Origin of the sequence: Pseudoalteromonas sp. T1lg22 (assembly GCF_002964645.1) — a bacterium.
GTDB lineage: Bacteria > Pseudomonadota > Gammaproteobacteria > Enterobacterales > Alteromonadaceae > Pseudoalteromonas.
Map to the genome: position 1 here is coordinate 334,849 of NZ_PQBY01000016.1, position 25,368 is coordinate 360,216.

The window sequence follows — 25,368 nt, forward strand, 5'->3', positions numbered from 1 at the left end:
TTCATCACCTGCGTTCAACAAGCGCGTACTGTAGCAATATGTAAAATCGGGCAAGGACTATATAAGCTAAGTAAGGCATCTGTATTACAATCTTGCCAACTTTTTTTACACTTGCTTATATGTTAACTTTGCCCCTCTATATATGGGCTTGCAATAAGGCCAAACATCGTGACCAAAACCCCCGAACATAAACCCGACCCGGTACGCTTAGATAAGTGGCTTTGGGCGGTGCGTTTATATAAGACCCGCGCCCTGGCTCGCGAGATGGTGCAAGGCGGCCGAGTACATTACAATGGACAACGCTGTAAACCCAGCAAACAGGTTGAGGTAGGTGCGCAAATTCGTCTCGCTCAGGGCTTCGATGAAAAGCAAATTACGGTAATTAAATTACTTGAAAAACGCGTTGCCGCCCCCATTGCTGTGACTTGCTATGAGGAAACAGAGCAAAGTAAGCAAAAACGCGAAGAAAACGCGCAAGCCCGGAAAAATAACGCCTTCTTTGCACCGCATCCAGATCACAAGCCGGATAAAAAACAGCGCCGTGAACTGATCAAGTTTAAAGCCAGATAGAGAAACACATGCAGCAAGATCTACTATATCGTTATATTTTTGAACAACTCGACGTGCGCGGCGAGTTAGTGCAAGTAAGTGACGCTTTCACCCAAATGGTGGTAGGACGCGACTACCCTGACCCGGTTAAAAAACTCTTGGGCGAGCTGTTTGTAACGACTTCTTTACTCACAGCAACCTTAAAGTTTCAAGGCCATATTAATGTGCAAATCCAGGGCGATGGCCCGGTTAAATTTGCCGCAATAAATGGTGACCATGAACAAAATATGCGCGGTGTAGCCCGTATGCAGGGTGAAATAAAAAGCGACAACCTGCTTGAGTTGATGGGTAAGGGTCATATGATCATCACCATCACTCCTATCAAAGGCGAGCGCTACCAGGGCATAGTGCCGTTAGAGCATGACACCTTGGCAAAATGCGTTGAGCAGTATTTTGCCCAGTCGGAGCAGCTGCGCACGCGTCTGTGGTTTGCCACCGATGTCACCGAAGGCCAAGAGCGCGCCGCAGGTTTATTTTTGCAGGTATTGCCTGTGCATCAAGGGGAGAAATCGGAAGCCGATTTCAGCCATTTAGAAACACTGAGCGACACGGTTACTAACGATGAGCTGCTCAACCTCGATGCCCATACAGTGCTAACGCGCCTTTATCACGAAGACAACCCCCAGTTGTTCGAGCCGCAGCCGATTCGCTTTAAATGTACCTGTAGCCGTGAAAAAACCATGGATGCCCTAGTCAATATAGGCCAGGAAGAGTTGCTCGCCGACGTCCATCAAAATGGCGAGATAGTGATCAGCTGTCATTATTGCCTGACTGATTACCGCTTTAACGAAGAGCAGATTAAAGCGATTTTTAATTAATATAGGCCTAAACGAAGGCGATAAAAAACTCGGGTTATTAACGCCCGAGTTTTTTTGTGAATAAAAATGACACCGGTATCATAAGAACATGCATTTTTCATGACACCGGTATCACTGTAATTATTCATGTTTTTTCACCTAAAACGGGCATTTTTAGCGACTTCAAAGCTCGTATATGCACAAACCATCTGTTACTATAATTTGCATATCAAAGCACTCTCACACCGCTTTAGATTAACCGTTCAATCTCTCACAACTTTTAGGTAAAAACATGACTTCAAGCGCTACTCGTTTTGTTGATCTTACAACTGCAGAACTAATCGAGCAGGCAATTCGCCGTGGTGAAGGTTCTCTTGCTGCTAACGGAGCTTTCGTGGCTAAAACTGGTCGTCGTACCGGCCGCTCTCCTAACGATCGTTTTATCGTAAAAGAGTCTAGCACCGAGAACGATATCCAATGGGGTAACGTTAACCGTCCTTTCGATGCTGATAAATTCAACGCCCTTTGGGAGCGAGTTGAGAATCATGTATCGCAAAACGACCACTTCGTTTCTCACCTTGAAGTAGGTGCGGATCCAGAGCACTACTTACCAATCGTTGTAACCACTGAAACTGCTTGGCACCATGTTTTCGCTAAAAACATGTTCATCCAGCCGGAGCACTTCAACAAGGCCAACATGCCACAGTGGCAAATCCTAAATGTACCTTCGTTTGTATGTGAGCCAGAGCGTGACGGTACAAACAGTGACGGAACGGTCATCATCAACTTCGCAGAGCGTAAAGTACTACTTGCTGGTATGCACTACGCGGGCGAAATGAAAAAATCTATGTTCTCAGTACAGAACTTCCTACTTCCAGCTAAAGGCGTGCTACCTATGCACTGCTCTGCAAACGTAGGCGAAGCAGGCGACACTGCCCTGTTCTTCGGTCTATCTGGTACTGGTAAAACAACTCTTTCTGCGGATCCAAGCCGTTTCCTAATCGGTGATGACGAGCACGGCTGGGCACCTGGCAGCGTATTTAACATCGAAGGCGGTTGTTACGCGAAATGTATCGACCTGTCTCAGAAGAACGAGCCTGTGATCTGGGATGCTATCCGCTTCGGCACCATCCTTGAGAACGTTGTTCTGGATGACACACGTACTCCTGATTACACAGATTCATCACTTACGCAGAATACTCGTGCCGCGTACCCACTTGAGCACGTAGCCAAGCGTAAAGAAGAAAACCGCGCTGGTGAGCCTAAGGCCGTGGTATTCCTAACTTGTGACGTAAGTGGCGTACTACCTCCTGTTTCTGTTCTAAGCGAAGAAGCAGCTGCATACCACTTCCTAAGCGGTTACACAGCGAAAGTAGGTTCAACCGAAATCGGTTCAACTTCTGATATCGAATCAACCTTCTCTACTTGTTTCGGCGCACCTTTCTTCCCTCGCCCAGCTGGCGTTTACGCTGAGCTTCTAATGAAGCGCGTTCGTGAGTTCGGTGCCAAGGTATACCTAGTAAACACAGGTTGGACTGGTGGTCCTTACGGCGTTGGTAAGCGTTTCGACATCCCGACTACGCGTGCCGTTGTTGATGCTATCGTATCTGGCAAACTAGCCGACGTTGAAACTCAACATATCGACGTACTAAACCTAGACGTACCGGTAGCCGTACCTGGCGTTGATAGCGCGGTTCTAAACCCAATCAACACTTGGAACGACAAAGAGAAATACGCAGAATACGCACAGAAACTAGCGAACGACTTTAACGAGAACTTTGCTAAGTACGACGTATCTGACGCCATTAAACAAGCTGGCCCTAATAGCTAAGGGTCAACTTCTTTAACTTAGCCATAGCGCTGAGAATTCGCACCAACGCCAGCTTTATGCTGGCGTTTTTGTTACTAGAGCCTAGCAGTGAGCTTATAACTCAATCAACAGACAGGTGCCTAGCGCAAGGGCAAAAGGAAACAAACAGGGTGCAACGCCGGCTTTATGCCGGCGTTTTTATGGGTAGGTAGATGGTGGCACACAAACCGCCTTCCTTGCGATTTCTTAATTCCACCCGGCCGTTATGCATGGTAATAATGCGCTTAATAATGGCCAGGCCTAAACCACTGCCCTCACTGCCACGAGCCTGATCGCCCTGGGTAAAGGGCGCAAACACCTTTTCCAGCTCAGACTCGGGAATGCCCGGACCTCTGTCTTTTACGCTCACACACACATGAGTTTTACGGGCGTTATAGTGGGTTACCACATCTATATCGGCACTGGAGTAACGCAGAGCATTTTCAATCATATTGGTCAGCACCCGCTTAATGGCCACATGGCTCATGGGCACGTTGGGCAAGCTGGGATTGAGGTGAGCGCTAATTTCCCGCCCCTGCACGCGCCCATGCTGTTGCTCCGCATGCACTACTTCTTCCACTAGGGCATTCAGATCTTCCCTTTGATAATCGCCCTTATCATGGTGGCGCAGGTACTCAATAAACTGATCAATAATGGCATTCATGTCTTCGATATCATGAATTATGCCTTCGCGCAGGTAGTCCTCATCGTCAGACATCATTTCCGTCGCCAGACGAATACGGGTTAAGGGGGTACGCAAATCGTGGGAGACACCCGCCATAAGCAAGCGCCTGTCCTGCTCAAGGGCGGCAATACCGCGCGACATCTTGTTAAAGGCCCGGGTCACTTCCACCATTTCCGTCGAACCTTGTTCATCGACCTCGGTACTGAAGTCCCCCTTACTCACCTTAATCGCCGCTTCCTGCAAGGCCTTTAACGGGCGGTTGAGGTGACGGGCAAAGAGCCAGCCACCGAGCACACTTAGAAAACCGATACTGGTCAGGTAAAAGGTTAAGAATTCAATATTGGCTTCGGTAAAGCCCGACAGCGGCACCCGCACCCAATAACCCGGTGCCTGCGGTGGCTCTATCCAATAAATCAGAGGATCGGTTTGACTGATGCGCACCCGGGCCGAGCCATTGAGCTGCTGCGACATAATATTCGAGAGCATGGAGTACTCTCGCGCTTCGCCTAAGCCATTAATGTAGGCATCGCGCTGAGTTAATATCTCAATACCGGTTTCCTCAAGGAAACGCTTGGACACTTGATCACTCACCTCAACGCCGTCATTAACGCCGATAAACACGGTTTTTACCTGTTTGGCGAGCATGATGTTGACCTGCTCTATGGTCGGCTTAACCACATAGAAGCTCACCGCTACATAAGACACCACCTGGTTGATCAGCAGCAGGGCGCCAACCAGGAAAACCGTTTGTCCAAAAGCGCTTCGAGGAAGTAAGTGCATCAATTATTGCCGTCGGGTACGAATACGTAACCTAGTCCCCAAACGGTTTGAATATAGCGAGGATTGGCGGCATCCACCTCTATCATCCGCCTCAGGCGCGACACCTGCACATCGATGCTGCGCTCCAGGGCGCTGTAGTCACGGCCCCGAGCCAGATTCATTAACTTATCCCGACTTAACGGCTCGCGAGGGTGCGAAACCAAGGCTTTAAGCACAGCAAACTCGCCGCTGGTCAGGGAGATCACCTCATCGCCTCGGGTCATTTCCCGGGTCGCCAGATTAAGGGCAAATTCACCGAATTTTACCAGGTTCTCTTCGGCAGAAGGGGCACCGGGCACCTCTTTGGCGCGGCGGCGCAGGATGGCCTTTACACGGGCCAGCAATTCACGGGGATTAAAAGGCTTAGGGATATAATCATCGGCACCGAGTTCCAAGCCGATAATGCGGTCTACCTCGTCCCCTTTCGCGGTCAGCATAACAATCGGAATTTCATTTTCCTTTTGTCGTAAACGCCGACAAATTGATAAGCCATCTTCACCGGGCAGCATTAAGTCGAGCACCATGAGGTGAAAGTTTTCCCGCTCCAGCAATTTATCCATTTGCTCTGAGTTGGCGGCACTGCGAACGATAAAGCCCTGCTCAACCAGGTATCTTTCTAACAGGCTGCGTAAACGCATATCATCATCGACAACGAGGATTTTGGTGGTTTCTTGTCCCATCTTCTTGCTTAATTTTTCTTGTTGTAGCCTTAACTATATGCGAAATACCCGAGTTGGGAAACGCCCAAGGTTAAGAAGATTGTTACATTTGTTTTCCGCCTTACTCTTCACCTTGCTGATAGCGAATACTATTGATATACCACAACTTTCGACCATTAGGCGTGTTCACCCAGGCCTCGTCATCGACTTCCTTTTTCAACAGAGCGCGAGCCATAGGGGCATCAATGGAAACCACGGCCTTGTTATCGTAAATTTCATCTGGGCCGACGATTTGAAAGGCCAGCACTTCGCCTTGCTCATCTTCAACCTCCACATAGGCACCAAAGAACACCTTACCTTCTTGCTTCGGGCTGTAATCTACGACTCTAAGCTCGTCCAATCGCTTTCTTAAGTATCTGACTCGGCGGTCAATTTCCCGCAGACGCTTCTTATTATATTGGTAATCGGCATTCTCAGAGCGATCGCCCAAACTCGCCGCCCAGGCCACTTTTTTTGTTACTTCAGGACGCTCGGTTCGCCATAAATGGTCGAGTTCAGTTTGTAATTGCAGATAACCACGGCGGGTGATTAATTTCGTTTTCATAAATAATGTTCAGTTTTCGTTCATATAAACAGGGTCATATTTACCCCTAGGTAGTAATTTTATAGGCAGGTGATGGTATGCAAAAGTACAACTTGAAGTACAACCTGCTTTTTGTGTTTGCCTTGTTTGCCCTATGCGGCCTATTCGCAAGCCAACACCTATTCACCTCAGCTGCCAACTCCAGTGACCAGTATAGCCTTACCGTTAGTGTCGATACGGCACAAAATATCAATCCTGATAGCGATAATGATCACGACCCTGAGCATCCGCTAAGCCCTGCTATTAAGCAAGCGGCCTTAGCAAAAAATACAGTGTCGATAGCGCCCAGTGCGCCGCTTAACCGTCGAGTGCTCACCGCAGCACAACAAAGAGCACCGCCACACCTCTCTTAAAAAACTGTTTTATTTACAATTTTTTTGGAGAAATATCATGACTAATTTTAATTCATTACGTACACACCATATTCTTGATGGTGCTCAATTGGCGAGCGCACACGAGTCACACTTACAGCTAGATACCAGCAGTGGCGCCTTAAGCCTGTTGCAAGACTTCACCCTGCAAAGCCCCATTTGTGTGCAGGCCAACACCCCGCTGACGGCGGCGCGTAAATTGGCCAGCAGCACGCCGACAGATGCGCTCATGGTGCTTGATGAGCAAGGACAGGTGATAGGAGTCACCTCAAGCGTTGAGCTACAAAGTATTCGCGTCACTACCCAAGCCCTGCAGCTTGGTCTTAAACCCAGTGAGCTGATGGTGCACGACGTTATGCGCTCTTTGCACACATTGCCATGCATTAGCATGCTGGCGGTACGCAATACTACCCTAGGCAATGTGCTTAGCACCATGGAGCGCACCGGCAGCTTCTATCTGCTGGTGACCGAGAATGAGCAAATTCGCGGTATTCTCTGCGCCCGTAAGATAGCCAAAACCCTGAATATAGGTTTGGATATTACCCCAGTGGCGCAGTCTTTTCAGGATGTGGTTGCCAGCGTAGAACACCCCCACTAACAGGCCATTTTAAGGCACTTAAAATGCGGGTCACGAACGACAAATTTGCCCTGTCGTTCGCGACCAGCTGTGATATTATCCAGTTAATTTTACTCGTATTCGCCCTGCTTTGGGCACCAAGATATAAGGTTATTAATGGCTAATCTCACCACGATTCTGGCGCAGGAATTACAAGCGCAAGAACATCAAGTGCTAGCAGCAACCAAGCTTTTAGATGAAGGCGCCACGGTGCCATTTATTGCCCGTTACCGTAAAGAAGTAACCGGTGGCCTGGACGACACCCAATTACGTACTTTAGAGCAGCGTTTAGGCTATTTACGTGAGCTTGAAGAGCGCCGCCAATTCATCATTAAAACCATTAGCGAACAAGACAAGTTAACGCCGCAGCTGAGCGCAGATATTGCTGCCGCGGCGACCAAAACCGAACTTGAAGACCTGTATCTTCCCTACAAGCCTAAGCGCCGCACCAAGGGTCAGATCGCCATTGAAGCTGGTCTTGAGCCCTTGGCCGATGCCCTGCTTAACGATGCCAACCTAGATCCTGAAAGTGAAGCGGCGCGTTTTATCGATGCCGATAAGGGCGTAGCGGATAGCAAAGCAGCCCTTGAGGGTGCCCGCTATATTTTGATGGAGCGCTTTGCCGAAGACGCCAAGTTACTGGCCAAGCTGCGTAGCCACATCAAACAGCATGGCCATATTAGCAGTGCAGTGATCGCCGGTCAGGAAAAAACCGGCGCCAAGTATCAGGATTATTTTGAGCATAACGAAGCCATCGCCAGCATTCCATCGCACCGCGCCTTGGCCATGCTGCGCGCCCGTAACGAAGGGGTGCTAGCGCTGAACATGAACCCGGATGCGCAAAGCGAAGATGGTCAGGCCCTGTGCGTTAACATGATTGCCCGCCACTTCAATCTTGCCATCGAAGGCAAGGCAGCCAGCCAGTGGCTGGCACAGGTAGCACAGTGGACCTGGAAGGTGAAACTGGCACTGCATCTGGAAAATGAGTTTCTTGCCAATATGCGCGAGCAAGCCGAAACCGGCGCCATAGATGTGTTCGCCAAGAACCTTAAAGACTTGCTTATGGCAGCCCCTGCGGGCGCCAAGGTAACCCTGGGTCTGGATCCGGGTCTACGTACCGGCTGTAAAATTGCCGTGGTTGATAGCACGGGCAAGCTGCTTGGCACCGCCACCATTTTCCCCCACGCACCACAAAACCAATGGGATAAGTCCTTGCGTACGCTGGAGCAGTTATGCCGCCAGCACAAGGTGGAGCTGATCGCCGTAGGTAACGGTACCGCCAGCCGCGAAAGCGATAAACTGGTTGCCGAGCTAATTAAAGCAGCGCCAGAATTGAAATTAAGCAAGGTAATGGTCAGCGAAGCCGGTGCCTCCGTGTACTCGGCATCCGAGTTTGCCGCTCAGGAATTCCCGGATCTTGACGTTTCTCTGCGTGGCGCCGTATCCATCGCCCGCCGTCTGCAGGATCCTCTCGCAGAGCTGGTAAAAATCGAGCCTAAATCCATAGGTGTGGGTCAATACCAGCATGATGTATCGCAAAGCCAGCTAGGGCAAACCCTGACCTCAGTGGTAGAGGACTGTGTAAACGCTGTGGGCGTTGATGTGAATACCGCCTCGGTGCCGCTGCTGACACGTGTTTCCGGCTTAAACAAAACCCTGGCCCAGAACATCGTTAAATATCGCGATAACAATGGTGCCTTCGCCAAGCGTAGCGAGTTGAAAAAGGTTGAGCGTTTAGGGCCAAAAGCATTTGAGCAAAGTGCCGGCTTCCTGCGTATTGTCGGTGGTGCCGATCCTCTGGATGCCTCTGCGGTTCACCCGGAAGCCTACCCCCTGGTTAAGAATATTTGCGCCGCCAACGATCAGGATATCGCCCATTTAATCGGTAATGCCGAGGTGTTGAAAAACCTCAAAGCCGCGGACTATACAGACGAGCAATTCGGTCTGCCCACGGTCACCGACATCATCAGCGAGCTGCATAAGCCGGGCCGCGATCCGCGCCCCGAGTTTAAAACTGCGGAATTTAAGGCTGGTGTAGAAACCATTAATGACCTTAAACCCGGCATGGTGCTTGAAGGCGTGGTATCGAACGTTGCTAACTTTGGTGCCTTTGTCGATGTCGGCGTACATCAGGATGGCCTAGTGCATATCTCAGCGCTAACCGACAAGTTTATTAGCGATCCCCGCGAAGTGGTTAAGGCCGGCGATATCGTTAAGGTCAAGGTGATGGAAGTTGACAGTGCCCGCAAGCGTATCAGCTTTACCATGCGCCTTAATGACGAGCTGCCAGCAGCAGGTGCCAAAAGCACAGCTAAGCCGGCGGCGAAGAAGGCTGCAGCACCAAGCAAGAAGGGCAATAATCGCAGCAAGGATCAAGGCAATGCCGCTATGGGCAATGCCTTTGCCGAGGCCTTTGCCAAGCTGAAAAAGTAATGGCTTAAAACGACGAAAAACGCAGCCTAGGCTGCGTTTTTTTATGCTTGTAATTGGCTGCTAGGCGCGAATATCGATAATGGTGCCCAAAAGATCATCGGCACTGGCAATCACCCTAGCGCTGGCCTTGGCCTGCAATTCGGCGACCTGTAAATTCACCAGCTCTTGCTCGAGACGCGGCGCTTCCGCCACCGGTGCTATCAGAGTTTCACCATTACTCGCCCCTTGAGGCTGACGTCCAAGTTGTAATTGCTGGGTGTCTAGCTGTGCTGTGGTGGCGCGATTGATATTGGCACTGGCTTGAGTCGCATCCTGCTGGGCACGGGCAAAACCATCCATTCCCGCATTAAAAATCATTGCTACCGTCATCTCAGCTCTCCGAGGTAAGTCCTTAGTTATTGTTGCGCAAAAAACACACGAATGAAATACAACTAAAGCATGGCTTTTAATGCCGCTACAAACTCGTCCTTGTGGGAAATAAAAGGCGCATGAGATGCCTTATCTAACACCTCTATATCCAAGTGCGGCCTTAAGCGCTGCATCTGCTCTATGACTTTATAAGGCACCAGCGCATCCAAGCGGCCAAAAATAGCGCCTATGGGTTGCTTAAGGTGAGCAAATTCCTGTCTTAAGTCCTGATATTCCAGGATTTCCAAGCCCTGCTTAAGCACCTGCTCCGAGGTACTGGGCGCCTGTTGGATCAGCGCCTTAAGCTGTTTAATATCCTGACGCGCCGACTCACTGCCCATGGCCTGAATGGCAAGAAAGCGCTCTATGGTTTTATTGCTGTTTTCCACCAGCTGTTGGTTAAACTGCTCCAACACCGCATTCTTAATTCCCGGCCAGTTCGAGCTGTGGCTAAAAAATGGCGTCGAGGCAACCAAGATCACCTTGCTGACCTTATGCGGATAAAAGTGCGCCAGATACAAGGCAACCAGACCACCGAGTGACCAGCCAACAAGAATGGAGCCGTCTTGTAGCTGCTCCGCTAATTGTTTGGCCATGGTCGGCAGATCCGAGTGAAACCCTTCTCTCTGAGTCGACTGGGCATGGCCATAGCCGGGCAAATCCAGGGCCCGCACCTCACCGTCAAAAATAAAGTTAAGCTCTGGACGAACCAACTCCCATACTTCACGGTTCATACCCCAGCCATGAAGCAACACCAGTTGTTTTTGCATTTAACCTGTTCCGCATCCACTATTATTAAAGCCCTGTCGCGCCGCGCGCCGACACCTGCATTATTAACGTGAATAAAGGCTTATGCAATGGACGCATTCACAAAAGCCTGTGCCTGGCTGTTCCCGCAGTACTGCCAGCTCTGTGCTCAGCCCCTCAGTGCCGGACAACAAGTATGTGCTCACTGCATCAAGGCTTTTAACGGCATAAACGCTGATCTAGAAGAAGATTTGCTGCTGCGCGCCGATATTCAACGCCAGTTTCCACTGCGTTATATAGACAACTTGCAGGCCCTGGACTGGTATCGCCCACCCTTGTCGACCTGGTTAAAGCAATACAAGTATGAACAACGTATGTATCGCCAGGTGGCCATCTCCAGCCTGCTTAGTTATTACTTTGCGCAGCTGGCCACCCAGCCCAGCTGGCACTGGCCGCATCTTGTCGCTCCTATTCCCTTGGCACCTTCACGGCTGGTTTGGCGTGGCTTTAATCAGGTGGTGCGGCTATGGCAGGACGCCCTGCCGCCCCAGCTGTTTGTCACTAACCTATTAGCGCGACACCATTGTACTCGGGCTCAAGCCAGGCTTGGTGCCAGGCAAAGACGCAAAAATCTGGCCCGGGCCTTTAACCTTAAGGCCGATGTGCATAATCTTGATATTGCCTTGGTAGATGATGTGCTGACCACGGGGGCAACCTTGGATAGCGCCGCAAAACTGCTCAAAGCGGCGGGAGCGCGCTCGGTGTCCGCCTGGGTCGTTTGCCTCACCGCGAAAACATAAAAAAGCCGGTTTTTACACCGGCTTTTGCTTAGGAGAGAACTATAACTGGAAGGAGTAAAGTTACTCGAAGATGTAAAACTTACTCGGCGCTGGCATCTATATGGGCGCCAAAGAATAAGGCATTACTGAAAATACGGCTGCTGCCATACCAAAAGCCCCTGAATACCGGGTTGTCCGTCATAGCCACCACAGCACCACGACCATAGCTATGGGCAAGGATGGCACCACCATTGGCGATTTGTGCCAGGTTTTGCTCATGAGTAAAACCGGCAAGCAAGGGTTTTTCCGTATAGGTCGCCACATTCACAAAGGGCACGGATGCTTGCTCCAATAAAAAGGTGCCGTTCTTAAATACCGGCAGCTCGTCGCGGGTGAGTGAATAACTCAATGGATGGCTCAAATCGACCTTGGTATTAAAAATCGCGCCGGCAATACGCTGCTTACCCGCCAGCATATCCCTGTCGCCATAATTCAGACCTTGGGTCGAAAAAGCCGCCGCCATGTCTTTACGGGACAAATAGCTGGCCTTTAATATCTGCTCATCGGCCAGGAATTGCGCCCCACCTTTATGACTCCAGATCACCCCGCCATTACGTACCCAGGTATGTAGCTCGGCTTTAAATGACTTTGCCAAGCTGGCATAGCGGCCATTGGCAAAAACGATATGAGTGTAGTTATTCAAGTCGACCTTGGTTAACTCATCGGCCTCGATAATACTCGGCGTTAAACCCACATGGCGGTCAAGGTAGTACCAAAGCTCGCCCACTTCATACTGGCTGCTTTGCTTGCCACCCACCAATAGCACCTTGGGCAACTGCACCGGCGCTAACTGGCGCGAACCTAGGTCAACGCCACGACTGGTTAACCCTGAGTCGATACCATGCACATCAATATCAAATTCGGCACTGACCTGATTTAATACCCTTAACCAATCATCGCGCTGCTGCAATCCTGCGGCGATCACAATTGAACCGGCGGCCAGCTCACGACTTTGCCCGTCGCTGCTGGCGGTAAAGGGCGCCAAAGCAACGCGCGCCTCTATACCTTGCTGCAATAGCTTGGTTAGCAGTTTAGGGGCGTGATAATCGAACCACTCAAAAGCAAAAGCATAATGAGGCTGCAAGACCTGTTGCGAGGCACTGCTGCTTGGTGACCAAGGCTGCGCCGCCACATCTAAGCCACGAACGCTATTTAGCTCTTTAAATTCCAGGTTAAAGGCATGGGCCAAGGTCCAGCCGGAAACGTCATAAAAGGTATTATCGACAAAGTTTTGCTGCTCGCTAAAAATGGCCTTGATCAAGCGGTATTGGCGCTGTGACAAGGGCACCAGGTAACTGCTTTGGGCCGCAAACTGCTGCTTTTCTACGGTCGCATCTTCTTGCAGCGCATAAGCATCTATCTGATGCTGCGCCAAAATAGAGAGGAAATAACGCAACCGGGTCGGATCTTTTGGCGCACCAACCACATAGCCCTTTATCTTGTCTTTATCGGCAAGCTGACTCGCCTGGGCAAAGAAATCTTGCTGATAATCAAGCAGCTGCTGGCGCTTTTCAAGTACGGCATCAAAGGTAGAAAAGTTGGTTAGCAGCTGATTTTTAATGGTAAATGGAAATTCCAAACGACCATTTATGGTGTCCTGCACATGGCCGCGACTGCTGCCCTGCTCAAACAAAATACCAACGCTGCCGTTTACATCCGGGTAGGTTGAGCCCTTGCCCACATAAAAGTCATCAAATGACTCCTCGGTAAAATACAGGCGATCATGGCTGTCGAGAATACGGGCGTGGTGCTCGGCTATGGCCTTGGTCAAATCCACGTTTTCATCCGGCGTCAGCGGGTTTTTACGGCTAGGAATACCGGGCTGGAAGAAGAAGGTGCTGTTTGGCCCCATTTCATGAAAGTCGGTCAACACATTGGGCTGCCAGCGCTGAAACTGGGCGATACGGGCTTGTGATTCAGGGTGCTGTAGCAATAACCAGTCGCGGTTAAGATCGAACCAATAATGGTTACTGCGGCTGCTCGGCCAGTTTTCATTGTGCTCGCGGGTATTGGGATCGGCGTTCGGCACCATGGCGCGGTTAGAGTTAGCCCAATTGGCGAAACGAGCCAGCCCGTCCGGGTTTAACGAAGGGTCGAGCAGGATCACTGTTTCCTGCAACAGGCGCTCAACGCGCTGATCCTGCGCCGCAGCTAGATAATAAGCCACTAACAGCGCGGCGTTACTGCCGGAAGGCTCATTTCCATGGACGCTGTAACCCATATACATGACTGCCGGTGCAGTTACCGTTGTGGTAGCAGAGGAGCCCTTGCCTTCGCCCGTCACTCGGGCCAGGTGTGTCTGGCGTACTTGCTCAATATTAGCCAGGCGCTCGGGTGCGGCTATGGTCAGCATCACCAAAGGGCGCTGCTCATGGGTGTAGCCTATGGTTTGCATTTGCACGCGATCACTGTGCTCGGCCAGCTCACGCATATAATAAACCAGCTGATCATGACGCACATGCCACTGGCCCACCTCATAACCCAATATCGATGCCGGCGTGGGCACCTTAGGGTCAAATTGCACCTCGTCACCAAAATAGTAGCTGAGCGGCTGCGCGGCTAGGGATGAGGCAAAGACAGTTAATAATAAAAGTAAAATTCGGCGCATTAGGATAACAGTGAATTAAAAACCATATTCTCACGCTACCATTGGCTTAAAATTAAGCCAACTTTTTACGTTCAACACTGGCGGCAACGCGATGAGCGGAGTATCATAGCCATTAACCGAGTAAAACAGTCAAGTATAGTGTTGTTACTATGATCACAATTTCAGAAACCGCGCAAAGTCACTTTGCAAAATTGCTTTCAGAACAAGCTGATGGCACCAATATCCGAGTGTTCGTTGTTAATCCTGGTACCTCAGGAGCCGAATGTGGCGTGTCATACTGCCCGGCCGATGCGGTTGAAGAAGATGATATTCGTCTTAACTTCAACGGTTTTGATGCGGTAGTCGACAAGGAAAGTGCACCTTTTCTAGAGGCGGCGGAAATCGATTTCGTAACCGATAAAATGGGCACCCAATTGACCCTTAAGGCACCTAATGCCAAGGCCCGTAAGCTTTCTAGCGATGCATCACTGGAAGAGCAGGTTGAGCACATGCTGCAAACCGAGGTAAACCCTCAGTTAGCTAACCACGGCGGCCAGGTACAATTGGTTGAAATCACAGCCGAAGGCATTGCCGTGCTGCAGTTTGGCGGCGGCTGTAATGGTTGTTCTATGATCGATGTCACCCTAAAAGAGGGTATTGAGAAAGAAATGGTCGCTAAATTCAGCGAAATCACAGGTGTTCGTGATATTACCGAACACAGCCATGGCGACCACTCTTACTACTAAGTTTGCGACGCTGATTAGCGCTTGGGCGCCAAGCCCAAGCGCAGCCTCAAATCCTTTCTTATCGGCCTCTGCATTTTTACCAATCATTTCGTCTTGTTAATGCAGTAAAGCATCCGCCTTTAGCAATTGACGATAACGCACCGCCAGACTAATGCCACGCAGCGCCAGAAAGGCGGTCATAGCTGCCCACAGGGCATGATTTCCCCAGCCCTGGGTTAACACAAAGACCCCGAAAAAGCCCACTAAGGCAGACAGCATCATGGTGTTGCGCATATCCTTGGCACGCATAAGACCGACAAAAATACCGTCGAATAAAAAACAACTCATAGCAATAAGCGGCATCAGCACCAGCCAGGGCAAATAGGCGATAGCCAGGCTGTTAACCTCGGGCACATCGGTGAGCAAGCGGATCACCTGCTCCCCAAAAACATAAAAGCCCACAGCATAAAGCACCGCAAATACAGCACCCCACTGTAAGCTAATACGTACCCACATTCTAATACCATGCACGGATTTGCGCCCCACGCGCCTGCCCCACCTTGGCCTCGGCGGCATAGGCAATGCCATCCATGGCAAAGCTTATCAAGAGCAGGAAGTTCAGTAGTACCGCATTGGCGGCCAGCACCACATCCCCTAAGCGGGCACCGTAAAAGGTCATAAAGCTAAAGCACAGCTGCAGCATTAAGGAGCGCAGGAAAATATCGCCATTGAGGCGCAGCAGGGCACCCAGTTGCAGCAATCGGGCGCCGAAGGACCAACACCAGTGCAACTGCAGCTTGGCAAACAAACGCGATACCAACCACAGGGCAAAGACCAAGGCGCAATAATCGGCGATCACCGAGGCCAGGGCCGCGCCCTTAACGCCCCAGCCAAAGCCGACTACAAAGAGAATATCCAAAGCGATATTGATGACATTGGTGAGCAGCACCAGTAAAAATGGACCACGCCCGTATTGCACGCCAAGCATCCAGCCCAGCAGCACCAGATTCGCCAAGGCCGCCGGGGCACTATAAATACGAATATAAAAATAATTAAAGGCCTGCTCCATGGTTGGCTGCGAAGCATCGGCAAGCAGCGCCATCAGCGACCCCAAAGGTTTTTGTAACAGCAACAAGAGCAGCGCCACCGCCAGCGCCAGCATTAAGCTTTTTTGCAGCGCCTGCACCAGCTCTTGCTTGTCTTCGGCGCCAAAGGCGGCGGCGATAAGCCCGGTAGTGCTCATACGTAGAAAGCCGGCGAGCCAAAACAAGATGGAAATAACCGTTGCACCCAGGGCAATACCTGCTAAATAATGGGCGCTGCCGAGGTGGCCGATAACCGCGGTATCAACCAGGCCTAGCAAAGGCACCGTGATATTAGATAGAATCATGGGCCCGGCAAGCAGCAATAAGCTTTTATGGTGAGTGTGGTTATGTATAGAAAATTGTCCCATTTATTCTTCTCTTTATGCGCCCTGTTTGGCGCCTCTGCCCAGGCAGCGGGTATTTTACAGTATCATCACGTCAGTAAAACCCTGCCCAAGGTAACCAGTGTCGAAGCCGACACCTTTCGCGCCCATTTACAGTATTTGCAGCAGCATGAATTTAAGGTAGTTGCCCTGGATACACTCCTCAGTGGCTTGCAGCAAGGACAAACGTTTGACGATAAAACCGTGGCCATCACCTTTGATGACGGCTATGACAATAATATCGAGCAGGCCGCCCCCATACTGGCGGAATTTGGCTACCCCTACACCATCTTTGTTAATCCGGCTTTGATCGACGAACAAAAAGGCTATGTGATGACCTGGGCACAACTCAAGGAGCTCAGCAAACAGGGAGCCCTGATTGCCAACCACAGCAGCCGTCATGATTATCTCCATCATCGCCTTGAAGGAGAAAGCGAAGAGCAATGGCGCAGCCGCATTAAAGCCGACCTCACCAGTGCCGAAAAACGCATCGAAGAGGAAATTGGCTACAGCCTGAAATACCTGGCCTACCCTTATGGCGAGTTCGATAAGGCACTGCAGCAGGTGGTGAAAGAGTTAGGTTATATAGGCATAGGTCAGCACTCGGGTGCCCTGGGCCCGGGCAATGATTTTACCCGCCTGCCGCGCTTCCCTGCTTCTGGTTTTTATGCCGACCTGGAAACCCTGGCGACCAAGCTGGAGTCCTTGCCCTTTGCCCTGGCCAAGCTCGACTATAGCGACACTGTAACCGCCGAACCGCGTCCCAAGGTCACCCTGGAATTTGCCGAAAAGGGCTTTCATAACAATCAGTTTGCTTGCTATGTCTCCGGCCAGGGTCAAGCAGAGATCAAGTGGCTCGACGGCAATCACGTGACCGTGCAGGCCAAACAGGATTTAAAACCCGGCCGCGCCCGCTATAACTGCACCGCCCCGTCGCTGCACAAATCGGGGCGTTATTTGTGGTTCTCCCAACCCTGGGTGATCACCCAGGGTAATAGTCAATAATCGCCTTTAGCTCGCGTACCATGACCTCGGTATTGATGGTCGGTACCGAGCCGGCAACAAATTCTGGCTTAAAGATGGCGCGGATCTTCCCATCCGGGTCCACCAGCACCACGGAAGCACTGTGATCCACCAGGTAGTCGCCTTCCTGCTGCTCGCTAATGGCGTACATCAGCCCGAGGTTTTGCACAAAGGGATAGAGGTCCTGATGCGGGGCCGAAACCGCCTTGTACTGAGGGTTAAAGTAGGTGATATATTGGCGACGTTTCGCCGCCGTATCCCGCTGAGGGTCCACAGATACAAACCACACATTCAGGTTATGATCTTTTACTTGCGTCTCGACCTGACGCAATTTCGCCAGCGTCATGGGGCACACATCCGGGCAGCTGGTATAGCCTAAAAACAGCAGATCCCACTGCCCTTGTAAATCGGCCACACCAACTCGCTCGCCATGCTGATCTTCCAGACTAAAGGCATTTATCACCCGTGGCTGCTCATACACCAAGGCCTCCACCTGCAATTCCGGCTTGCTACAACCCAGAGTCAAGGTTGTAAGCGCCCCAATCAGCCACCACTTAAGCGACATAAAATACCCACTTATCAATAAATAATGCGACAAAGAGTAACATTAAATGCAGGATAGAGAACTTAAAAACACGCATTGCCGATTGATGCTGAGGCTCGCGCTTTAAACGCCAAGCATAGGCGATAAACATCAGGTTAAGCGCCGATGCCGCCAGCAGATAGAAGAGCCCGGACATGCCGATCAGATAGGGCAACACACAGACCAGAGCCAAGAGCACGGTATAACCGAGCACGCAGGTTTTACAAAAATCGATACCATGGGTGACCGGCAGCATGGGAATATTGGCGCGGCGGTAATCCGCTTCACGGGCAATGGCCAGAGCCCAAAAGTGCGGCGGCGTCCAGGCAAAGATGATCATCACCAAAAGCCAAGGCGCGGCGGCCAGCTGCCCGGTTTCACTCACCCAGCCCAATAACGGCGGCATGGCGCCGGCCAAACCACCAATGACGATATTTTGCGGCGTTGCCCGCTTAAGAAACAGGGTATAAACCACCGCATAGCCCACCAGCGCCAGCAGGGTTAACAAGGCGGTCAGCCAGTTGGCAGCGCCGACCAGGGCAACAAAGCCAATGCCACCGAGCAGCGCGGCAAAGGCAAAGCCCCGTCCTTCACTGACCTTACCCTGGGCCACCGGGCGATGGCGGGTGCGCGCCATCTTGGAGTCTATTTCACGGTCGACAATATGGTTGATCACCGCCGCCGCCGCCGATAGCAGGCCAATGCCGAGCAGGCTGATCAGCTGCAGCACCCAGGAGCGCCCCATATCCGGCGCCAGGGCCAGGCCAACCCAGGCGGTCAGTACCAGCATCAGTACCACCTTGCCCTTGCACATGGCCAGATAATCGCGCCAGCTTGCACAGTGCGACAGAGAGGGTGTTAAGGTTATTGCTTTACTCATAATTCTTCTCCTTCGCGCCTAACATTTTCGTTTTTGTAAATAGCACAACCGCACCAGGGTCAGCAGCAACAGCAGGGCCATCAGGTTATGCGCCAGCGCCATCAACAAGGGGATCTGCAAATAGATCAGGGCAACTCCCAGGGTGAGTTGGGCCGCCAGGGCGGCACCGACCGCTAAGGCCGCATTTTTAATGGTGCGCGAATAGGCAGCTTTATATACCCGCCACATGGCCGCACCGACAATCAAGAGAGTCATCAGGGCGCCAAAGCGGTGCAGCAGGTGAATGGACATGCGCGACTCGTAGGAGAGCACCCCATACTCGTAATTGGCATGCTCCATAGGCAAATGGAACACCTCGGCCAGGGAAAACGCCTCACTGCCTTCACACAGGGGAAAACCAACACAATGGGCGGCGGCATAATTGGCCGCCAGCCAGCCCCCTAAGGCAATCTGCACTACTACCATACTCAAGGCTGCCATGCTCCAACCCTGCAAGCTCTTGGCACCTGGGTCGCCACCGGGCACGGGGCGACTGTGGTTGCGCAAATACAAGAGCCATAACAGGCTGGCAATGGAGAAACCACCGAGCAGGTGGCCCATCACCACCAGAGGCTGCAGGTTCATGGTCACGGTCCACATACCCAACATGGCCTGGAAGATCACCAAGAGCACAAGCACCATGGGCAAACGCACCGGCATACGGACCTGCTTGCCATAACGCCACGCATACAGGGCAATGGCGAGGATCAACAGCCCCAAGGTGCCGGCAAAGTAACGATGCACCATTTCCTTCAATGCCTTACCCTGATCCACCTCCATACCGGGAAAGTTTTCCTCCACCGCGGCGATTTCATGGGCCTTATCGGGCACGGTTAAAAAGCCATAACAGCCGGGCCAGTCGGGGCAACCCAGACCGGCATCGCTCAATCGCGTATAGGCCCCCAGGCCCACCACCAACACGGCCAATAAAGCCGTAGTTAACACCAGAAATTTATAGTTTTTTGTCATACTGGCCTCTTTAACTGCTACGCGCATAATTAAGTAGTTTTTTTAAGTCCTTCAACAATCCCTTGTGTACCAAGCGATTGGCGTCGGCTTGTGGAGCAAAGTCATACTCCAGCACCACCAAACCATGGTGGTCGATTAAATACAGACTGCCGGCATTCAGCTGCGCCGGAGCACTGTTAATATGAATACTGGGCATGTCTTGCGCCTTGGGTGCTGCTTCGCCCAAGACGGCAATGCGCACCTTGTCTTTATTTTTACCCAGAGCCACATAGAGCGACTGCAGGTCCTGCCATTGCTGCGCACAGCCCTGACAGGGCTCGGTATTAACCAGAGCTATGGTCCAGGGCGATGGCGGGTATTGCTGCCAGTCGCTCAGTTCTACCTGCTCGCTCATCAGCCGCCCTTGATTACTCTTATGGCCGGGCAGCCAGCCGGAATACAAAACCGCCACGGCGGCAACAATGGGCAGCAAAAAGCAGCCGATAAATAACATAAGGGGTTTAGGTAGCTGCATGCGTTCTCCTTGCTCGCCAATAGGCACTTAAAGCAATCACCAAGGCCGCCAGGGCAATTAAAAACCACTGCCAGGCGTAGGCCTTGTGCTTGTCTGCGGACATGGTGACCGGCTGGTAATGGGGGATGGCGCCTATGCCATCAATGGCATCTTGGGCATAGACCATAAAGGGATATATGGGTTTGCGGGTTTGCTCGCTCATCTGGGTGATGGCGATCTCTTGAATACGTTTGGGCCAGCCTTGCGGGGCCTGAGTTTCGCTCAGGGTAAACTGCGCCAGTGGGCCTTCTTTGACTAACGCCTGAGTCAGGGTGATCCCAGATGGCAAGGTGATAGTGGGCAGTTCATTGCGCTTGCTGGGTGCCGGCACAAAGCCGAGATTGACCAACAGCCAGTGACTGGCGCCAGGCGCCAAGGCCAGCACCAGCAAATCATAGCCGACCCGGCCCTGATACACCTGATTGTCCAGCAGCCAGTATTCGCTCTGCAACTGAGCATCAAAGCGAACCTGCAAACCTGTGGCATCTTCGCTTTCGATATAGCGCAGCGCCTTGGTCAAAGGCATAACGCCCTGAGCCGACCAGGAATCCAGCAGCTGTTGTCTTTGCTGTTTTTGTTCTGCCCGTTCAAGTTGCCAAAAACCCAAGCGAGTACAAACAGTTACCGCGAGGATAACCAGCCCTATCCATAAAATTGCGCTAAGCTTAGCTGTAAACACTCAACCACCAACCTCGGAGTATCCGTATCTTGCTTATTAAAATTATAATTATTGCGCTCTTGCTGACCGTCATTTACACCCTTTTCCGCGCCTTACTGGCGATGATAAAAGCCGATAACAAGGTGCCTATGTCGCGCTATTTGGGCAAACGCGTTGCCCTGTGCATCCTAGTACTTATTATTATTTTGCTGGCGCAGCAGTTTGGTCTGCTGCGCTTTAATCAATCACCGATCACAACACATACACAAATACAAACAGGCACAGCCACACCACATCTACAAAGTGCCAGTACCAGGCCGCCGCTTGAAAGGCGAAATGCTTTTCGCTGCTAAAGTGGCCCTTTAACACCCGGATCCAGACCACAATAAGCATTATGGTGCCCAGGGTTACGTGCAAGCCGTGAAAGCCGGTAAGCAAGAAGAAGGTATTGCCGTAAATGCCGGAATCCAGCTTCAGTCCTAAATCCTGATAGGCATGCACATATTCATAGGCTTGCAGGCCCAAGAAACTGATACCAAGAACTATGGTCAACAGCAGGAAGAGGGTCAGAGGCGTGCGCTTATCTTTTTCTATGGCGGTGTGAGCAAACTGCAAGGTTACCGACGACACCAAGAGGATAATGGTGTTGATAAGCGGCAGCCCCTGCCAGCCCATGGCCTGGGTGCTGGTGCCATCCGGAGTGCTTTCCAGCGGCCATGCAGATGTGAATTCCGGCCATAACACTTCGCCCGTCATCACATTATTGCCATCACCACCGAGCCAGGGCACCGCCAGCATACGGGCGTAGAACAAGGCGCCGAAGAAGGCGGCAAAGAACATCACCTCGGAGAAAATAAACCAGCTCATGCCCTGTCTAAAGGAGCGATCCATCTGCATCGAGTAGAGACCGCCATGGGACTCGCTGATGACATTACGAAACCAGCCCACCAGCATGTACAGCAACACGGCAATACCGGCAAATAACAGGTAATGGCCATGGCTGCTTTCCTGCTCCATTTGCATCACGGTTAGACCGGCACCGGCGGCGATAAAGAACAGCGCCACCGCGCCGACTATCGGCCAGGGACTTTGCGCCGGCACATAGTACTTTTGATACTCTTCACTCATATTCATGCCTCATTTGGGTTATCGCGCCGCCGCCACTAACGACTCGCTATGCTTGGCGCTGATATCAAAAAGCGTATATGACAGCGTTAGCTCCTCGTATTCGGGTGGCAACGCCGGATCGACATAAAATCTTAATTGATATTCTTGTTGTTCGTTGGCCTGCAAGGTTTGCTGGTCAAAGCAAAAGCACGCCAGTTTATGTAGGTATTTTGCCGCTAACCCAGGAGAGACAGACGGAATGGCCTGCATCACCCGGGCTTGATCGCTGGTATTGGCCGCCGCAAAGGTCACCAGGCTCATCTCGCCAGGCTTCACCACCACAGACTGCTGCTGAGCGCTGACCTTAAAGGGCGCACCGCTTTGGGCATGGGTGGTAAAGCTCACGGTAACCTCACGGCTGTTATCCACCCGTTCGCTTTGCTGCGCCTGCTCCATAGAGGGCTTGCCGTTAAGGCCGGTGACATCGCAGAACACGTCGTACAAGGGCACCAGCGCAAAGGCAAAGGCGAACATCGCCAGGGTGCCTAATAAGAGCTTTCTTAACAGCGGCATATGGTTCATTTATTTCACCTCGGGCGGCGTTTCAAAGGTGTGATAAGGCGCCGGTGAAGCCACCTGCCACTCTAAACCTTCGGCTCCGTCCCACACCTTGGCCGGGGCCTTTTCGCCAGCCTTGATGCACTTAAACACCACGGCCACAAACAGCAGCTGCGATAGACCGAAGGCAAAGCCACCGATACTGATGATGGCGTTAAAGTCGGCAAACTGCAGCGCATAGTCTGGGATACGACGGGGCATGCCCGCCAAGCCAACAAAGTGCATGGGGAAGAAGAGCACGTTGACGCTGATCAGCGACATCCAGAAGTGCCACTTCGCCAGCCTAGTGTTGTACATATGCCCGGTCCATTTCGGCAGCCAGTAATAGGCCGCGGCCATAATGGAGAACACCGCCCCGGTAACCAGCACATAGTGGAAATGCGCCACCACAAAGTAGGTATCATGGTATTGGAAATCCACCGGTGTAATCGCCAGCATCAGGCCGGAGAAACCGCCCAGGGTAAAGAGCACGATAAAGGCGATGGCAAACATCATGGGCGCTTCAAAACTGATGGAGCCGCGCCACATGGTCGCCACCCAGTTGAACACCTTGACCCCGGTGGGCACGGATATCAGCATGGTGGAGTACATGAAGAAGAGCTCACCGGCCAGCGGCATGCCGGTGGTAAACATATGGTGCGCCCAGACCACAAAGGACAACAAGGCGATGGACGCGGTGGCATACACCATGGAAGAGTAGCCAAAGAGTTTTTTGCGCGAGAAGGTGGGCACTATGGTGGAGATAATACCAAACGCCGGCAAGATCATGATGTACACCTCGGGGTGACCGAAGAACCAGAAAATATGCTGGAACATCACGGGATCGCCACCACCGGCGGCATTAAAGAAGTCGGTGCCGAAGTATTTATCCGTCAGTACCATGGTCACTGCCCCCGCCAGCACAGGCATCACCGCAATCAGCAGGAAGGCGGTGATCAGCCAGGTCCATACGAACAGCGGCAGCTTCATCCACTTCATGCCCGGCGCTCTCAGGTTGACGATAGTCACTATGACGTTAATGGCACCCATAATGGAGCTGATACCCATAATATGGATGGCAAACACAAACAGCGCGGTATTGTCGTTGCTGTAGGTGGTCGACAGCGGCGCGTAGAAGGTCCAACCGAAGGCCGGGCCGCCCCCATCCATAAATAGCGACATCAGCAAGATGGCAAAGGCGAAGGGCAGGATCCAGAAGCTCCAGTTGTTCATGCGCGGCAAGGCCATGTCCGGCGCCCCGATCATCATGGGGATCATCCAGTTGGCCAGGCCGGTAAAGGCCGGCATCACCGCACCGAAGACCATGATCAAGCCATGCACCGTGGTCATCTGGTTAAAGAAGTGCGGGTCGACCAATTGTAATCCCGGCTGAAACAGCTCGGCGCGGATCACCATGGCCATGGCGCCGCCGGTTAAAAACATCAGCAGCGAAAACAGCAGGTATAGCGTGCCTATGTCTTTATGGTTAGTGGTAAAGAGCCAGCGTTTAATGCCAGTCGCAGGCCCGTGATGTTCGTGTGTTGCAGCTGCTGTACTCATTGTTCTTCCCCATCAATAAAGGCCTGGATCGCACTTGGTTGCACCGTATCGCCGGTGTCATTACCAAAGGCATTACGCTGGTAAGTAACAACGGACGCGAGCTCTTTAATAGTGAGCTGGCTAACAAACGCCTGCATGGCGGTGCCAGGTTTACCGTGTACCACGATATCGATGTGGTCTTTGATTTCGCCGGTCGCGATTGGGCTGCCCTTGATTGCCGGGAATACTCCGGGAACGCCGAGACCAGTCGGTTGGTGACAGGCTACGCAGCGGGTCATATAGATCTTCTCACCAGTGCTCATGAGCTCGTCATGAGACAAGGTTTGGTCGAGTAAGGCAGCATCGGCATCGGCCTGGTCTAACATCGCTTGTTTTTGCGCCGCCAGCCAGATATCAAACTCCTCAGGGGATTTCGCTTCAACCACCACGGGCATAAAGCCGTGGTCCTGACCACACAGCTCGGCACATTGACCGCGATAGATACCCGCTTCGTTAACCTTGGTCCAGGCCTCGTTGATAAAGCCTGGGTTGGCGTCTTTTTTCACCGCAAAGTCCGGCACCCACCAGGAGTGAATAACATCGTCAGAGGTCATCAGAAAACGCACTTTTTTACCGGTTGGGATCACCAGTGGCTTATCCACTTCCAGCAGGTAGTTTTCGCCTTTATTCTCGGCATTTTGAATTTGCTCCTGAGGGGTGGCCAACAGCGAATAAAAGCCCAGATCATGGCCCATGTATTCGTAATGCCACTTCCACTGCGAGCCGGTCACCTTAATGGTGATGTCCGCCTTGCTGGTGTCTTCCATGGCGATCAGGGTCTTGGTCGCCGGCACCGCCATGCCGATAAGGATAAGAAAGGGAATAGCGGTCCAAAGAATTTCGACCTTAGTGCTTTCATGGAAGGTGGCGGCGGTAACGCCCTTGGATTTACGGTGCCTGAGCAAGGCCCAAAACATGACCGAGAATACGATCACCCCAATCACACAGCAGATGATAAATATCGTCATATGCAATTGGTAAACATTCTCGCTGATATCCGTCACCCCGGGGCGCAAGTTGTACTTGCTGTTGGCCAAGGCCAGATGGGGAGCAAACAAACACAGCAACATGAGGGAGCAAAGCTGCTTCATGTACCATCTCCTTA

Annotated in this window: 25 protein-coding genes and 1 pseudogene; 10 read left to right on the forward strand and 16 right to left on the reverse strand. The window is 51.8% G+C overall.

Features of this window, described 5'->3' with window-relative positions; translation table 11 throughout:
* Nucleotides 1–168: 168 nt before the first annotated feature.
* The 3 genes from hslR to C2M24_RS11235 all read left to right on the forward strand — a co-directional run bounded on the left by hslR (nucleotide 169) and on the right by C2M24_RS11235 (nucleotide 3,237).
* The gene (gene hslR, locus C2M24_RS11225) at nucleotides 169–570 is read left to right on the forward strand and encodes a ribosome-associated heat shock protein Hsp15 (RefSeq protein ID WP_233999542.1); all 402 of its coding nucleotides are present in this window, start codon (nucleotides 169–171) and stop codon (nucleotides 568–570) included.
* Between the two features lie 8 nt (nucleotides 571–578).
* Entirely contained in the window at nucleotides 579–1,427 is an 849-nt protein-coding gene (hslO, locus tag C2M24_RS11230) for an Hsp33 family molecular chaperone HslO (RefSeq protein WP_105214947.1), read from the forward strand.
* A 271-nt stretch (nucleotides 1,428–1,698) separates the two neighbouring features.
* Complete coding sequence (locus C2M24_RS11235) at nucleotides 1,699–3,237, forward strand: phosphoenolpyruvate carboxykinase (protein WP_105199998.1); 1,539 nt, start codon at nucleotides 1,699–1,701, stop codon at nucleotides 3,235–3,237.
* Nucleotides 3,238–3,400: 163 nt separating this feature from the next.
* Here C2M24_RS11235 and envZ read toward each other — a convergent pair whose 3' ends face one another.
* The 3 genes from envZ to greB all read right to left on the reverse strand — a co-directional run bounded on the left by envZ (nucleotide 3,401) and on the right by greB (nucleotide 6,022).
* On the reverse strand, nucleotides 3,401–4,720 hold the full coding sequence (gene envZ, locus C2M24_RS11240; protein ID WP_105214949.1) for a two-component system sensor histidine kinase EnvZ: 1,320 nt from the start codon (nucleotides 4,718–4,720) through the stop codon (nucleotides 3,401–3,403).
* A complete protein-coding gene (gene ompR / locus C2M24_RS11245; RefSeq protein ID WP_105214951.1) occupies nucleotides 4,720–5,439 on the reverse strand; it encodes an osmolarity response regulator transcription factor OmpR in 720 nt (239 codons plus the stop codon). The genes envZ and ompR overlap by 1 nt, the downstream gene beginning before the upstream one ends.
* Nucleotides 5,440–5,539: 100 nt before the next feature.
* Nucleotides 5,540–6,022 carry a transcription elongation factor GreB gene (greB, locus tag C2M24_RS11250; RefSeq protein ID WP_105214953.1) on the reverse strand — a complete coding sequence of 161 codons (483 nt, stop codon included), beginning with the start codon at nucleotides 6,020–6,022 and terminating at the stop codon, nucleotides 5,540–5,542.
* A gap of 77 nt (nucleotides 6,023–6,099) precedes the next feature.
* On the opposite strand from greB, the gene C2M24_RS11255 reads away from it, so the two are divergent.
* The 3 genes from C2M24_RS11255 (at nucleotide 6,100) to C2M24_RS11265 (ending at nucleotide 9,481) form a co-directional block, all read left to right on the forward strand.
* Nucleotides 6,100–6,414 carry a hypothetical protein gene (locus tag C2M24_RS11255; protein WP_105214955.1) on the forward strand — a complete coding sequence of 105 codons (315 nt, stop codon included), beginning with the start codon at nucleotides 6,100–6,102 and terminating at the stop codon, nucleotides 6,412–6,414.
* 37 nt (nucleotides 6,415–6,451) lie between these two features.
* Nucleotides 6,452–7,030 (forward strand): CBS domain-containing protein, encoded by a 579-nt coding sequence (locus C2M24_RS11260; protein ID WP_105214957.1) that lies wholly within the window; start codon nucleotides 6,452–6,454, stop codon nucleotides 7,028–7,030.
* A gap of 135 nt (nucleotides 7,031–7,165) precedes the next feature.
* The gene (locus tag C2M24_RS11265; RefSeq protein WP_105214959.1) at nucleotides 7,166–9,481 is read left to right on the forward strand and encodes a Tex family protein; all 2,316 of its coding nucleotides are present in this window, start codon (nucleotides 7,166–7,168) and stop codon (nucleotides 9,479–9,481) included.
* Between the two features lie 60 nt (nucleotides 9,482–9,541).
* Here the strand turns inward: C2M24_RS11265 and C2M24_RS11270 are convergent, their stop codons facing one another.
* Nucleotides 9,542–9,850: a hypothetical protein gene (locus C2M24_RS11270; protein ID WP_105214961.1), complete on the reverse strand. Its 309-nt coding sequence runs from the start codon at nucleotides 9,848–9,850 to the stop codon at nucleotides 9,542–9,544.
* Nucleotides 9,851–9,912: 62 nt separating this feature from the next.
* Nucleotides 9,913–10,659 carry a pimeloyl-ACP methyl ester esterase BioH gene (gene bioH / locus C2M24_RS11275; protein ID WP_105214963.1) on the reverse strand — a complete coding sequence of 249 codons (747 nt, stop codon included), beginning with the start codon at nucleotides 10,657–10,659 and terminating at the stop codon, nucleotides 9,913–9,915.
* Between the two features lie 87 nt (nucleotides 10,660–10,746).
* Between bioH and C2M24_RS11280 the strand changes: the two genes are divergently transcribed.
* Entirely contained in the window at nucleotides 10,747–11,436 is a 690-nt protein-coding gene (locus tag C2M24_RS11280) for a ComF family protein (RefSeq protein WP_105214965.1), read from the forward strand.
* Nucleotides 11,437–11,515: 79 nt separating this feature from the next.
* Here C2M24_RS11280 and C2M24_RS11285 read toward each other — a convergent pair whose 3' ends face one another.
* Nucleotides 11,516–14,083: a M14 metallopeptidase family protein gene (locus tag C2M24_RS11285; protein WP_105214967.1), complete on the reverse strand. Its 2,568-nt coding sequence runs from the start codon at nucleotides 14,081–14,083 to the stop codon at nucleotides 11,516–11,518.
* 149 nt (nucleotides 14,084–14,232) lie between these two features.
* Here C2M24_RS11285 and nfuA point away from each other — a divergent pair, with 149 nt between their 5' ends.
* Entirely contained in the window at nucleotides 14,233–14,808 is a 576-nt protein-coding gene (gene nfuA, locus C2M24_RS11290) for a Fe-S biogenesis protein NfuA (protein WP_105214969.1), read from the forward strand.
* 96 nt (nucleotides 14,809–14,904) lie between these two features.
* On the opposite strand, the pseudogene dinF reads toward nfuA, so the two are convergent.
* A pseudogene (gene dinF, locus C2M24_RS11295) lies at nucleotides 14,905–16,177 on the reverse strand (MATE family efflux transporter DinF).
* Nucleotides 16,178–16,219: 42 nt separating this feature from the next.
* On the opposite strand from dinF, the gene C2M24_RS11300 reads away from it, so the two are divergent.
* Nucleotides 16,220–17,260 (forward strand): polysaccharide deacetylase family protein, encoded by a 1,041-nt coding sequence (locus C2M24_RS11300; protein ID WP_199775715.1) that lies wholly within the window; start codon nucleotides 16,220–16,222, stop codon nucleotides 17,258–17,260.
* On the opposite strand, the gene C2M24_RS11305 is transcribed toward C2M24_RS11300, so the two are convergent.
* From C2M24_RS11305 to C2M24_RS11325, 5 genes are read right to left on the reverse strand one after another with little or no spacing between them, the layout of a single operon-like run.
* Nucleotides 17,238–17,843: an SCO family protein gene (locus C2M24_RS11305; protein ID WP_105214973.1), complete on the reverse strand. Its 606-nt coding sequence runs from the start codon at nucleotides 17,841–17,843 to the stop codon at nucleotides 17,238–17,240. The genes C2M24_RS11300 and C2M24_RS11305 overlap by 23 nt on opposite strands.
* Nucleotides 17,833–18,741 carry a heme o synthase gene (gene cyoE / locus C2M24_RS11310; protein WP_105214975.1) on the reverse strand — a complete coding sequence of 303 codons (909 nt, stop codon included), beginning with the start codon at nucleotides 18,739–18,741 and terminating at the stop codon, nucleotides 17,833–17,835. The genes C2M24_RS11305 and cyoE overlap by 11 nt, the downstream gene beginning before the upstream one ends.
* 18 nt (nucleotides 18,742–18,759) lie before the next feature.
* Entirely contained in the window at nucleotides 18,760–19,749 is a 990-nt protein-coding gene (locus tag C2M24_RS11315) for a COX15/CtaA family protein (protein WP_105215249.1), read from the reverse strand.
* A 10-nt stretch (nucleotides 19,750–19,759) separates the two neighbouring features.
* Nucleotides 19,760–20,263, reverse strand: coding sequence for a transmembrane cytochrome oxidase associated protein (locus C2M24_RS11320; RefSeq protein ID WP_105214977.1), 504 nt, complete (start codon nucleotides 20,261–20,263; stop codon nucleotides 19,760–19,762).
* Nucleotides 20,250–20,981: an SURF1 family protein gene (locus C2M24_RS11325; protein WP_105214979.1), complete on the reverse strand. Its 732-nt coding sequence runs from the start codon at nucleotides 20,979–20,981 to the stop codon at nucleotides 20,250–20,252. Before C2M24_RS11325 ends, C2M24_RS11320 begins: the two co-directional genes overlap by 14 nt.
* 29 nt (nucleotides 20,982–21,010) lie before the next feature.
* On the opposite strand from C2M24_RS11325, the gene C2M24_RS11330 reads away from it, so the two are divergent.
* The gene (locus C2M24_RS11330) at nucleotides 21,011–21,313 is read left to right on the forward strand and encodes a DUF2909 family protein (RefSeq protein WP_267894377.1); all 303 of its coding nucleotides are present in this window, start codon (nucleotides 21,011–21,013) and stop codon (nucleotides 21,311–21,313) included.
* On the opposite strand, the gene C2M24_RS11335 is transcribed toward C2M24_RS11330, so the two are convergent.
* From C2M24_RS11335 to coxB, 4 genes are read right to left on the reverse strand one after another with little or no spacing between them, the layout of a single operon-like run.
* Nucleotides 21,213–22,088: a cytochrome c oxidase subunit 3 gene (locus C2M24_RS11335; RefSeq protein ID WP_105214981.1), complete on the reverse strand. Its 876-nt coding sequence runs from the start codon at nucleotides 22,086–22,088 to the stop codon at nucleotides 21,213–21,215. The genes C2M24_RS11330 and C2M24_RS11335 overlap by 101 nt on opposite strands.
* A gap of 18 nt (nucleotides 22,089–22,106) precedes the next feature.
* Entirely contained in the window at nucleotides 22,107–22,649 is a 543-nt protein-coding gene (locus C2M24_RS11340) for a cytochrome c oxidase assembly protein (RefSeq protein WP_105214983.1), read from the reverse strand.
* Complete coding sequence (ctaD, locus tag C2M24_RS11345) at nucleotides 22,650–24,224, reverse strand: cytochrome c oxidase subunit I (protein ID WP_105199980.1); 1,575 nt, start codon at nucleotides 24,222–24,224, stop codon at nucleotides 22,650–22,652.
* Nucleotides 24,221–25,354, reverse strand: a complete 1,134-nt coding sequence (gene coxB / locus C2M24_RS11350; protein ID WP_105199979.1) for a cytochrome c oxidase subunit II — start codon at nucleotides 25,352–25,354, stop codon at nucleotides 24,221–24,223. Before coxB ends, ctaD begins: the two co-directional genes overlap by 4 nt.
* Nucleotides 25,355–25,368: the final 14 nt, after the last annotated feature.